A 12,142-nucleotide genomic window follows, 5' to 3' on the forward strand; every position below is an offset into this window, starting at 1 on the left:
GTCTGGTACGGCTCGCCGTACCAGACCTCATGCCTGTCTCAGGTCCCGGTGACGATGTCCAGCCGCCACGCGCTGAGGATGCCGGCCGTGGCGTGCGAGGGAGAGAGGTCGCTGACCCGCAGGGTCCAGCCGCCTCCCGCGGGCTGCCCCACGAGGGGCGTGACCACGGACGGTGGTTCGGTCTTGTACTCCAGCAGCTTCGAGGTGTCCAGTTCCGCCCGGTGCGACAGGACGACCCGCCGCCCGGTCGGGGAGTGCAGGACGAGCCGCAGGTCCTCGGGGTGGGTGTGGTCGAGGTCGATGAGGACTTTCAGAGTGCGCACGGTGCCCTCGGCCTCGACCGTGATCGTGTCGGCGACGCCGTGCGGGTCGCTGTCGGGGATGCGCAGGCCCGGCTTGGAGATCCCGCTGACGGTCGCGCCGTTGATCCCCACCGGCCCGGCCTTGAAGCGGATGGCCGGGCCGGGGTCGCCGATCGCCGAGATTGTCAGCCCCGACTCCGCGCCGCTCCACAGCAGGCTCGCGGGGACCGTGGAGTGTGACAGGGCCGTGCCGTCGACCGCGCTGTACAGGTCGCGGCTGTCGCCCGCGTTGAGGTTGTTCTCCAGGTCGAGGTGGCCGTCGGCCTGGAGCAGCCCGATCTGGAAGTGACGCAGCGGGGTGCCGTCCTGCAACTCGTTGGAGCCCCGGGTGTCGCAGTGGTACACGGCCAGTCCGCTCGCCGGCAGGTGCAGGTCCAGGCCGAGCTTGGACCGGTTCTCCACCAGGAAGTACTCCTCCGGCTGCGGTGTGGAGTAGCGGAGCACTTTGGCGTAGTCCGCGTGCCTGGCCTCGAAGGCGCCGCCCGCGTTGAGGTCGATCTTGTCCGGACACCAGCCGGCCAGCTCGCGCAGGTAGGCGTTGACCGCGGCGGGGGTCTTGCCGCCGTTCAGATGGTTGCCGGAGCTCATCAGGCAGTAGCGGCCCAGGCCCGCGCTGGTGAAGTCGTCGCCGTCGCGGCGGCCGTAGTCGTACAGGTCGGGGAAGCGGCACAGCATGTGCCCGGATTCGTGGCAGAACGTGCCGATGGTGAGCTGCTCCGGCCCTTCCCCCATGCTCGTCACCATGTAGAAATGGGTGCGCATCTCGCCGAAGACCTGCTCGTGGACGCTGTTGTGCGGCCACAGGATGCTGTCGCGGATGTACTGGGTCTTCCCGGCGTACATGATGATCACCGCGTCGACGATGCTCTGGCCGAGCGAGTCGTAGCGGCTGAGGTCGATGCCCGAGTCCACGGCCGCCTGGAGCGCTTCGGGGACGAGCAGGTCGTGGTTGCGCGGGTCGGCGTACACCGTGATGTCGCGGGTCATCCGGAACGGGCCGACGACGTCGTTGGTGTACTGCAGGAGCCCGTTCGACATGGTCGCGAAGTACTCGTTGACCGAGCACGCGTTGCCGTTCTCCCGGTAGCCGGGCGCGTTCAGCAGCGCGTCCACCTGCGCTTTGGTGACCGTGGTCGGCTGGTCGGGGAAGTCCACGAGGATGGTGAGCCCGCGTACCGCCCCCACGCTGAGCCGGCGGCCCTCCAGCAGCCCGCCCGCCGGTCCCTGCGTCATCGCGATGTCCCGCGCCGCCGCCATGACCGTGCCCCGCTCGCGCAGGTGCCGGGGCACCCCGTCGGGCGCGTCGTTGGAGTCGACCCGGATCCCGGTGGACCGGAACCGCCCGTCCTCGACGTTCGCGTAGCAATAGACGCCGGCCGAGGTGTCGTAGACGGCCGTGTAGCCGTCGACGGTCTCGTAGCGGGCGTAGTGCTCGTCCCCGAAGACGACGAGCCGCACCTCGTCGCCGTCCGCCTGCGCGAAACTCAGGGTCTCTCCGAAAATGGCGCTCATCGAGGCCTCCCGTTCTGAGTTAGATGTCCTTGATGGTGACCGGGAAAAGGGGTTCCTGGCTTGAGTAGCCCCGTACTCAAAGCAGCTACGTCCAGAGGTCGCGGATCTTGCCGATGACCTCGACGATGGCCGTGACCTCGGCCGCCCTCAGCGAGAGGCGTTTCAGGGCGTCGAGGATGCGGGACTTGTCCGGCTCGGGCTCCGCCAGCTCCCGCCGGATGTCGGCCGCGTCCCTGCGTGCCTTCGCCGGCTCGGCCACGGTCGTCCCGTGCTCGCCGAGCAGCCTGTCCAACTGGTCCAGGAGCTGCTCCGTCGCCGGGGAGCCGAGGTTGTTCACCGTGGCGCGGGCGTGTGCGCCCATCGCGATGGGGCCGTTGACCTGGCCGCCGGTGATGTGCACGCCGTATTCGGTGCCCATGGGGGATCTCCCTGCTTGTCAGGTGCCGGGCCGGAAGCCGTTGACCGTCGCCGACGCGTGCTCCCCGAAGGCGATCGGGCCGTTCACCGTGCCGCCGGCGCCGACCGACACCGTGTTCATGGTCACGCCGGCCGCCTGCAGCCGGTAGGCGCCGGTCTCCACCTTCCGTTCCTCCAGGAAGTCGAGGACCGCCTCGGTGAGCCGCTGCTCGATCATCTTGATGTACTTCGCGACGTCGAGCACCTGGATGTGGGTCTGGAGGCTCTCGCTCGCGCCCAGTTCGCGGACGCTGACGCGGGCGCCGTACGGATAGACGATGTGGTCGCGCGGGTTCGGCGTCATCGCGCTCTGGCGTACGGACTCCACGGCCGTGCGGACGACCCGTACGGGAGCGGCCAGCACGTCACGCAGCAACTGGAGCTTCAGCACCTTGAGCGCTTCCCAGGTGATCCGCCCGCTGGTCATGGTGGGGAGGCTGTCGACCACGTGATAGTGGTCGTGGGCCGGAGGGAGCACGGTGACCACGAACTGCGTGTAGAGCATCCGGCCTTCGACGGCCAGGTAGATGAACGCGGAGGTCAGCGCCTCCTGGTCCTCGGCGGGCGCGACCAGGTTGCCGTCGAGGTCGCGGATCTCCTGGCCGGCGTTGTTGATCGTCACGCGCTGGTAGTAACGGACGCCGCCCTGCGGATGGCGGGCGATCGCCGCGATCTCCTCGGGGGTGGCCTGGAATCGGGGCAGGCCGTTCCGGTCGATCATCGGGTGCGCCCCGGCCGCCCGGTCGCGCTGCCCGTCGGCCACCGTGAAGATCCCGCGCGTCACCACGTGGTCTCCGATGTCGAGCCGCTGGATGCCCTCGTTGGGCCGGAGTACGCGGTCGCGCATCTCGATGAGGCGGTTGCGGACGAAGGCGTGCAGCTCTACCGGGTCGATGTCGACGGGGTCCGCCCGCCGCGACGGCTTGTGGTTCTCGCGTACGCGGTCGAGTTCGACGGCGATGGACCAGCTCCGCTGGATCCGGCCGGCGCCCATGAAGGCGTCCTCGTTCGCGTACATGGTGACGTTGCCCCACTGGGCTCTGCGGATGTAGTCGAGGCGGCGGGCCAGCCTGGGGTGCGTGGTCCCGATGATCGGGTCGGGCGCGCCCGGCTTGAGGCCGCCGACGAGCGTCAGGTAGATCGCGATCCGGTACACCAGCGCGATGCCGAGCGTGACGACCGGAACGAGGAACTGCTGCAGGAGAGAGCCGGTGCTCCCGCTTCCGTACAGGCCGGAAAGGGGCAGTCCTGATGCGAACAGGTACGCCGCCGCCGGGATGAGCGCGGTGAGGATCGCCAGAAGGATCAGCGAGAAGGCCGAATAGCAGGCCCAGAACCAGATCAGTGCCCGCACGAGCAGCGGCCCGCGCCGGATCCCGTCCACCGTGAGAAGGGCGAAGGGGACAAGGGTCCACAACCATCCGAAAGTGCTCAAAGGCGCCATGAAACAACCGATGGCGAAAAATCCGGTAATCAGGGCGTCGCGGACCACGAGCATCGTACGAGAGCGCCGGCAGTGGTAGATCACCGGCATGAGGTCGAACCCCCCGTACGAGGGAGGGACCGCCCGGAACTGGTCGAACAGCAGCTCGGCCAGCACTTTGTCCCGGAAACCGCTGTCCAGGTAGGCGGCGGCACAGAGGTAACGCGTCACATTACTCATGCGAGAAGAATTCATATTCCGGGTTCGCGCATGCAGGGAATCCGCTCCGGGGCTGTCGAGCATCGTGGCCGCCTCCCGTTATTCGTGCGAGGGGGCGAGCCTATAGTGGGCGAATGTCTGTGGAACGCCTCGTTATCAAATAGTCTCTTTCGGGATTCCGGCGGCCGGAGAATAACGCGAATTAATCATTTGTCCTATTTTTTCGGATTATTCCGGGAGAGGTGCATTGGTGGATGAATCGGGGTCCGGTCAGCTGTGTGGGCGATGTGGGGCCGACGCCGGAAACCTCACCCGATGCCCGAGATGCGGAGCGGCGCTCGTGGAGCCGCGGCCGCCGGCGGGCCATGACGACTGGGGCTCCCTCGGGCCGCGCCGCCGGACGCCGCTGATCTTCGTCGGCCTGGCCCTGTCGGGTCTCGCTCTGGCCTGGTGGATCCTCGCCGGTCGCCCGTGGCCCTTCGCCGACGGAGACGCTCAGGTACGGCAGGACGAGACCCCCATCCTCGCCGAGGTCGAAGAGCTGACGCCGGTGCCGGAGGAGGACCCGTCCACCGGCGAGGCCGCCCGGCAGGCCGCGAAGCTCGATGATCTGCTGACCAACAGCCACTCGGCCCGTTCCAGCCTCTCCGAGGCGATCGCCCGCGCGAGCAAGTGCGAGTCGGACGGCAGGGACACCATCCAGAGCATCACCACGAACCGCCGCGACCAGCTCAGCCTGGCCCGAGCACTCGACGTGACCGCACTGCCGGGAGGGCCCGCCCTCAAGGAGGCACTCGTCGAAGCGCTCGACGCCTCATACGAGGCCGACGCCGCCTTCCTCTCCTGGGCCCGGCGCCACCTGGGCAAGGGCTGCACCGCGGCCATCGCGCAGGATCCCGACTACCAGCGCGGCCTGGACAGATCCGGGACCGCGCAGGCGGCGAAAGCCCGATTCGTCGAGGCGTGGCGCCCCCTCGCGGAGACCTACGACCTGACCCGCTGGAAGGCCGACGACATCTGAGGACGCGACCCCAGGAGGTGACGGCCGGCTATGGCCGCCACCTCCATCGAGACGCGGTGCGTTCGTCAGCGCACGCGGGCCTGGGTGGCCAGCGTGCCTCCGCCGGTCGCCTGCCATCCGGCGACCACCGTCGGGTGGGCGCCCGCGGCACGGGTCAGGGGGACGGTCACCGTCGTGGTGCCCCGGCCGGAGACGGTGACGACGCGGTTGCCGGCCGTGCCCTGGTCGTCGCGGACGAACAGGTGCGCCTTGCCGGCGGCGTTGGCACGCAACGTCACCTTCACCGCGTTCTGGCCGCTGGCCGCGGAGGTCACCCAGCCGCTCTCGGACTCCTTCGCCGCGGGACCGCCGGCCAGCGGGAGGTGGACACGGACCGCCTGCTCCAGCGACTGCGGCGAGTCCAGGCTGGACAGCGCGTTGTCGGGGATCACCGGGTCGGGCGGGGTGGTCGGCCGTCCCGCCGGAGGCTGGTAGCCCGGCAGCGTCGCGACGCCCCACCGGTACGGGTCACCCTGTACGCCACCCCATGTCGACCAGCCGATCCGGGTCTGGCCGGTCTTGTCCTGGGTGTCGGAGTCGTACACCAGGATGTCGAGCCCGAGGTGCGCGGGATCGACCGCGCCCGGCAGGGTCTCCATCGGGATGGCCAGCTCGACGTCATACCCGCCGGCGGAGACCTTCGACGCCACCCGCACACCGGTGGCGGGACCCTGGTGGTTGTCGGCGTCACGCAGCGCGCAGGGCGGCCCCTCGGCCGTCACCGGCAGCACCGCGGCCTTGAACGTGGTGGAGGTGTTCTCCGACGTGCCGCGCGGGTCGAGGGTCACCTCCACCGAGTCCGTACGCCAGTGCCGCTTGCAGTCGGAGGCGGGCAGGCGGGTGCCGACCACGTCGTCCTTCACGTGGACCACCAGGAACAGCGTGTCGTCCCGCCAGGTGACCTTGGCCGTGCCGGAGCAGTCCGCCGCCGACGAGCACGCGGTGCCCTCCCACAGACGGGAGATGTCCAGGGCGGGGCCGGAGTACTCGCCGTCGCCCTCCACACCGTCGATCGCGGGCGCCGCCGCGGCCTGCGGGATGGTCGCCGCCGGGACCAGTTCGAGCGCGGGCTTGCTCACGCTGGAGCCGTCCGCGCTGGTAGTGGTGATGGTGTAGGCGTAGTCGCCGCCCTGGTTCGAGGTCTTCAGCGAGGGGTCTGAGTTGGTGACGGTGAACGTCACCGTCGTCGAAGCCCCGGCCGCCAGGCCGCTGTAGGGCGCCTCGGCGCGGTCGGCGGTGAAGCCGGCGGGCAGGTCCAGGCGTACGGTGCCGGACTGGGTGGTGCCGCTCACGTTGGTGACCACGACGCCCACCGGACGAGAGCCGCCGGACGGGAGGGTGAGCACCGGCGTGACCAGGCCGCGGAGCTGCGGCACACCGAGTTCGGCGGTCCACTTCTCGTACTGGGCGACCTGGGGGAGCGACTGCTGCCCCCCTCGTACGGCGGGGCTGATCTCGACCTGCCGGTCGGTGTAGCCGCGTCCGTGTTCGGTGGTCAGCGTGGCTGCGAGGCGAGCCCGGCCACTGGCGCCCTGAGGTGGTGTCACCGTGAACGTCGCGGATCCCGTACGCCCCTGGGCGATCCTGCCGAGCTCGCCGGAGCCGCTGACCTGCCAGCCCTCGGGGGCCTTCAGCGCCACGGCCGAGCGGCCCAGCGATTCGCGGGACGGGGCGGTCGCGGTGACCTTGACGGTGAACGCCGTACCCGGGCGGACGTCGAACGTACTGGGACGCAGGTCGAGCAGGGTGCCGAGCGGGACGGTACCGGTCGGGCGGGTCAGCGCGCCGTCGAGGATCGCCGTGGGCGCGGCCGCCGCCGCGGTGCCCGGCTCGGGGAAGGGCACCCGCGAGTCCACCTGGGTGAAGAAGTCGCAGCCGAGCTGGGCCGGGTCGGACGGCACGTCGGGGAAGACGGCCCAGCCCTGGGAGGCGTACGAGCGCTGGGCCTCGCGCTCGATGGCGGCCCACGTCTTGCCCTGGCTCTGGGAGGCGCGTCCGCTCCACACGCCGTACACGTTCTGCGCCGCGTTCGCGGGGCGGAACGTCGCGGCGCAGGTGGGGCCGACCTGGGAGGTGCCACGGCCCCCGCCGAGGAACAGGCGGGCGGGCGCGAAGGGCCGCAGCCCCTCACGGGTGATCTGCTCGGGGAACGCCTTCGGGTCGGCCGCCGCGTAGAACGCCTCGACGGCCAGGCGCGCGGCCTGCTGGTGGTTGCCGTGGTTGCCGGGGGAGGGGGCCGGGTCCATGGTGAGCAGGACCTCGGGGCGGGTCTGGCGGACGATCCGCACGACCTTCTCCAGGGTGTCCGCCCCCCAGATCTGGTCGGTCAGCGGGGCGCTGACCGTGTAGTAGAAGTCGACGTCGTCGAGGTTGAACACCTCCCGCACCCCGGCCTTGCCGACCGCGGTACGCTCCTCGGCCTCCCGCAGCAGGCCGAGCGCCGGGCCTTCCTCCGGCCCGACGGCGTTGCCGCCGCCCTCGCCCCGGGTGACGGTGACGACGCCGGTGCGGACGTCGTGGTCCTCGTTCCACTGGCCGAGCGTGGACAGGCTGAACGCCTCGTCGTCGGGATGGGCGCCGACGAACAGCGCGTCGAGGTCGACGGGGGGAGCGGGGGCCTGCTCGGCCAGCGCCGGGGTGGCCGGCGAAAAGGCGAGCAGAGCCGCGGCGACCAGCGCCACTATCTTCAAGGGAACCTCCGGAGGGTTATTCGCGGACGGCTCCCTGGAGCAGCCCGCGGACGAAGTGACGCTGGAGGAACAGGTAGAAGATCACCACCGGGGTCGCGACGATGACCGATCCGGCGGCGAGCAGGGTGAAGCCGGAGGTGTACTGGCCCTGGAAGAAGGCCAGACCCAGCGGCGCGGTCCGCAGCGACTCGCTGGTCACCATGATCAGTGGGATGAGGAACTCGTTCCACGTCCACATGAAGACCAGGACGGTCAGGGTGACCACGGCGGGCCGGGCCGGGGGCACCAGCACCTGCCACAGGATGCGCCAGGTCGAGGCGCCGTCGATGCGGGCGGCCTCGACGATCGCCCGGCTGCTGGCCCGGAAGTAGGCCCGCATCCAGAACGTGCCGAACGCCACCGACAGCGCGACCTGCGGCAGCGCGACCGACCAGAACGTGTCGATCAGGCCGAGGGAGCGCAGGTCGAAGTAGAGCGGCACCGCGATGGCCTCGCTCGGCATCATGATCCCGAGCATGAACAGGTAGAACAGCACCGACTGGCCGCGGAAGCGCATGGTGCCGAACGCGTACCCGCTCATGATCGACAGCACCACGCTGACCACCACGACGAACGCCGACACCGCCAGGCTGGTGCGCAGGTAGGTGCCGAAATGCCCGATCTCCCACGCCGCCGCGAAGTTGCCCAAATGCAGCCCCGCCACGCTGAGCCCCTGCCCGGTGGCGTCGGTGCTGTCGTCGGGGCCGAGCGCGGCGAACAGGATCGACAGGATCGGGAAGAGCGCGAACGCGGCGAACGCCGACAGGATGACGTAGTTGGCCAGCCGCTCCCCACGCGAGATCACGAGGCCCCCCTGTCCGCGAAGCGGTTGATCGCGAACGAGATCGCGAAGATGATCACCGTCAGGGTTACCCCGATCGCCGCCGCCGAACCGATCTGGCTGAGCCCGAAGGCCCGGTGGTAGACCTCGTACGACGGCACCGACGTCGAGTTGCCGGGACCGCCGCGCGTGGTGATGTACACCAGGTCGAACGTCCGCAGCGCGGCGATGACGGTCAGCGTCAGCGCGACCGCGATCTCCCCGCGCACCGAGGGCAGCGTGACCGCGAAGAACTCCTTGACCGCCCCCGCCCCGTCGAGCCGCGCCGCCTCGTACAGCTCCGGCGGGATGCGGCTCATCCCGGCCAGCAGCAGCACGGTCACCAGGCCGGTCTCGAACCAGGTGCCGACCACGCCGACGGCCGGCAGCGCGAACGTGTAGTCGCCCAGCCAGCCCCTGGTGAGCGAGTCGAGCCCGAGCGCGTCGAGCAGGCCGTTGAGCGTGCCGTCCGGGGCGTACACGCGCCGCCAGGCGACGGCCACCACGACCATGGCGACCACCTGCGGCAGGAACACCACCGTCCGGAAGAACCCGAGCCCTCGCACCTTGGCGTGGTTGAGTATCGCGGCCAGCATCAGCCCGATGGCCAGCGGCGCCAGCGCGTAGAACCCGACGAGCACCAGCGCGTGGACGAAGGCGTCACGCAGCCCCTCGTCCGCGACGATCGCCGCGTAGTTGGACAGCCCCGCCCACCGGCCGACGGACAGCCCGTCCCAGTCGTACAGCGAGAGCTGCACCGCGCGGCCGATCGGATAGAGCAGGAACGCCGCGTAGACGACGAACGCCGGCAGTAAGTAGAGGTAGGCGACCCGTCTGGGCTCCCCGGGAGGTCGGGCCACGCTCACCCGTTCGTCTCCGCGAAGGTCTTGTAGTCCTTCTCCAGCGTGGCCAGGAACTCCTGCGGGCTCGCCTTCTCGGCCAGCAGGTCCTGCAGCGCCGCGCCCAGCGTGTCGGCGAAGGTCGGGGTCGCGTAGTCGAGGTAGGGCACCAGGCCGTCGTTCTTGGTCGCGGTGCCGAACGCCTTGAAGACGTCCTGCTGCGCGCCGGCCTTCACGCTCTGCTGGTCGGTGTCGGCGACCGGCAGGTTGCCGGTGGTGGTGAGCACCTTCATGGCGTCGGCGTTCGTGATGAAGTCGATGTACGCCGCCGCCGCGTCGGGGTTGGGGCTCTTGGCGGTGATGGCGAACGGCAGGCCCGTGCCACCGGTCGCGACGGGCGGCGCGTCGGCCGTGACGCCGGGCGGCAGCATGAAGCCCAGGTTCTTGCCCAGGACCTTCTCCATGTCGGCCATCAGCCAGGTGCCGGCGATCATGAAGACGCCCTGGCCCTTGCTGAACGCCTGCCACGCCGGGTCATAGCCCTGCCCGTTGAAGCCCTTGTTGAAGTAGCCCTTGTCGACCCAGTCGACGAGCTGCTGGGCGGCCTGGGTGTTCTCGGGCGTGTTCCACGAGGCGCCCTTGCGGCCGAAGGCCAGTGTGCTGATCTGCGCGGCGGGGACGTTCCGGCCCTGCACGGTGCCGAACACGTGGATGGCCGGCCACTTGTCGAGGTTGCCGAGCTGCATCGGCACCTCGCCGGCGCCCTTGGCCTTGGCCAGCGCGGCCTGGAACTCCGCCCAGGTCTTCGGCGGTTGCAGGCCGAGGCCGGTCAGCTTGGCGGCGTTGTAGTAGATGCCGACGACCTCGCCGACCTGGGGCAGGCCGTACAGGTTGCCCTCGCCGAACAGCTTGCCGTCCGCGCTGTAACTGGAGTAGCGCAGCACCGAGTCCGGATAGCGCTTCTTCCAGCCGTACGCCTCGGCGTAGACGTTCAGCGGGCGGAGCTGGCCGGCCTTCACGAACGCGCCCATCGAGGACCGGCCGTTGTTGGCCTCCACCACGTCCGGCGGTTCGTTGCCGCTCAGCGCCAGGCGCAGGGTGGTGTTGAGGTCGTCGAAGGAGCGCGACACCCGCTTGAGCTTGATGTTGGGGTACTTCGCCTCGAACGCGGCGTTGAGCTGCTTCATCTGGGCGGCCTGCCCGCCGCGTACCTCCTGGTCCCAGATGGTGAGGGTCACGTTGCCGAGGTGCGCGGCGTCGGTGCGCACCTCGCTGGGCGCTGCCGACGAGGCCGTCGTCGGCGGAGCCGAGGAGCCGGGCGCGCACGCCGTCGCGGCGAGGGCCACGACGGTGGCGGCGAGCACGGCACGCGTGCGAGGCGTCGAGGCGATCATGGTGTTACTCCTTTTGAGCAGGCACGCGAGGCGTGTTCGGGTCCTCGGGCTCGTCGGGTGGGCCGTCGGCCCCGGCCCCGGCATCTGCCGCGGCGCCTTCGGGCCTGGCCGGTGGCTTACCCGGCGTCTGCGGAGCCATCCCCACGTCGGCGTGGCGGGCGATGGTGGCGGCCGCCCGGCGTACCGCGCCCACCGGGTCGGTGGGCACCAGCTTGTCGAGGAAGGCGTACCGGCGGGCCAGCGAGTCGCCGTAGGCGCCGCTGTGGCCGGCCGCCGCCCGCACCTCGTGCCACCAGTCGGCGATGTCCCCCCAGCCGGGCGCGGCCAGCGAGCCGCCGAACTGCTGCACGGCCAGCGCCGAGCAGACCCCGGCGAACGCGAGCCGGTCGTTGAGCGGCCAGCCGCACAGGGTGCCGAGCACGAGTCCCGCGCCGAAGACGTCCCCCGCGCCGGTCGGGTCCAGTGCCGTCACCCGCGGAGCCGGGACGAACGCCTCCTCACCCGTCATGGAGTCGATGGCCATGGCGCCGTTGGCCCCGTCGGTGACCACCGCGAGGGGAACCCGGTCGGCGATCGCGTACAGCGCGTCACGAGGGGTCTCGGTGCTGGTGTACGCCATGGCCTCGACCGCGTTGGGCATGAACGCGTGGCAGACCGAGAGCTGCTCCAGCAGGTCGGGCGACCAGGCGCCGGACGGATCCCAGCCCACGTCGGCGAAGATGAGAGCGCCGTCGCGCTGCGCCTTCTCGGCCCAGTTGCACTTGCCGGGCCGGCCGAGCGGCTCCTCGGCGGACAGCGTCACGATCGCCGCTCTGGACCGGGGCGGAGCGCCGATCATGTCCGAGGCCGACATGGGCGCGGCGTGGCCGTGGGTCACCATGCTGCGGTCGCGGTCAACGGCCATGGAGACCGTCACCGGCGAGTGCCACTGCGCGAAGCGCCGCGACCTGGACAGGTCAACCGATTCCTGCTCCTCGAGCGTACGCCAGCAGAAGTCGGCGTAGTCGTCGTCCCCGAACGCGGCGGCCAGTGAGGTGCGCAGGCCCAGCCGGCTGGTCGCGATGGCCAGGTTGGCGATGCCGCCCGGGCAAGAGCCCATGCCGTCGGCCCAGATCTCGGTCCCGGCGGCGGGCATCGCGGGCAGCCCGGTGAACACGATGTCGAGGAAGACCGTGCCCGCTAAGAAGACGTCGAACTGTGGCCCCTCCGGGGTTCGCTGATCGGTTAGAGGGTCGTACGCCTGGGCAGACACGGGAAGTCCTCCTCGACAGAGCGAGATGTGCGCAATCTTGCATGTTTGGCCGCGCACTTCAAGTGTTTTGCGCGTG

Annotated in this window: 9 protein-coding genes; 1 reads left to right on the top strand and 8 read right to left on the bottom strand. The window is 70.3% G+C overall.

Annotation, left to right across the window (positions count from 1 at the left end):
- Positions 1-38: 38 nt before the first annotated feature.
- From AB0F17_RS20695 to AB0F17_RS20705, 3 genes are all read right to left on the bottom strand, one after another.
- Positions 39-1,874: a M6 family metalloprotease domain-containing protein gene (locus tag AB0F17_RS20695; protein ID WP_358025159.1), complete on the bottom strand. Its 1,836-nt coding sequence runs from the start codon at positions 1,872-1,874 to the stop codon at positions 39-41.
- A gap of 85 nt (positions 1,875-1,959) precedes the next feature.
- Positions 1,960-2,292 (bottom strand): hypothetical protein, encoded by a 333-nt coding sequence (locus AB0F17_RS20700; protein WP_358025161.1) that lies wholly within the window; start codon positions 2,290-2,292, stop codon positions 1,960-1,962.
- 18 nt (positions 2,293-2,310) lie between these two features.
- Positions 2,311-3,993, bottom strand: coding sequence for a hypothetical protein (locus AB0F17_RS20705; RefSeq protein ID WP_358025163.1), 1,683 nt, complete (start codon positions 3,991-3,993; stop codon positions 2,311-2,313).
- 319 nt (positions 3,994-4,312) lie between these two features.
- Between AB0F17_RS20705 and AB0F17_RS20710 the strand changes: the two genes are divergently transcribed.
- Entirely contained in the window at positions 4,313-4,993 is a 681-nt protein-coding gene (locus AB0F17_RS20710) for a hypothetical protein (protein WP_358025165.1), read from the top strand.
- A 65-nt stretch (positions 4,994-5,058) separates the two neighbouring features.
- Here the strand turns inward: AB0F17_RS20710 and AB0F17_RS20715 are convergent, their stop codons facing one another.
- From AB0F17_RS20715 to AB0F17_RS20735, 5 genes are read right to left on the bottom strand one after another with little or no spacing between them, the layout of a single operon-like run.
- Positions 5,059-7,713, bottom strand: a complete 2,655-nt coding sequence (locus AB0F17_RS20715) for a sugar-binding protein (protein ID WP_358025624.1) — start codon at positions 7,711-7,713, stop codon at positions 5,059-5,061.
- A gap of 25 nt (positions 7,714-7,738) precedes the next feature.
- Positions 7,739-8,566 carry a carbohydrate ABC transporter permease gene (locus AB0F17_RS20720; RefSeq protein WP_358025167.1) on the bottom strand — a complete coding sequence of 276 codons (828 nt, stop codon included), beginning with the start codon at positions 8,564-8,566 and terminating at the stop codon, positions 7,739-7,741.
- Complete coding sequence (locus AB0F17_RS20725; protein WP_358025169.1) at positions 8,563-9,441, bottom strand: sugar ABC transporter permease; 879 nt, start codon at positions 9,439-9,441, stop codon at positions 8,563-8,565. The genes AB0F17_RS20720 and AB0F17_RS20725 overlap by 4 nt, the downstream gene beginning before the upstream one ends.
- Positions 9,442-9,443: 2 nt before the next feature.
- Positions 9,444-10,814: an extracellular solute-binding protein gene (locus AB0F17_RS20730; RefSeq protein ID WP_358025171.1), complete on the bottom strand. Its 1,371-nt coding sequence runs from the start codon at positions 10,812-10,814 to the stop codon at positions 9,444-9,446.
- A 4-nt stretch (positions 10,815-10,818) separates the two neighbouring features.
- The gene (locus AB0F17_RS20735) at positions 10,819-12,066 is read right to left on the bottom strand and encodes a PfkB family carbohydrate kinase (RefSeq protein WP_358025173.1); all 1,248 of its coding nucleotides are present in this window, start codon (positions 12,064-12,066) and stop codon (positions 10,819-10,821) included.
- Positions 12,067-12,142: the final 76 nt, after the last annotated feature.

Origin of the sequence: Nonomuraea sp. NPDC026600 (genome assembly GCF_040638335.1) — a bacterium.
Classification (GTDB): Bacteria; Actinomycetota; Actinomycetes; order Streptosporangiales; family Streptosporangiaceae; genus Nonomuraea.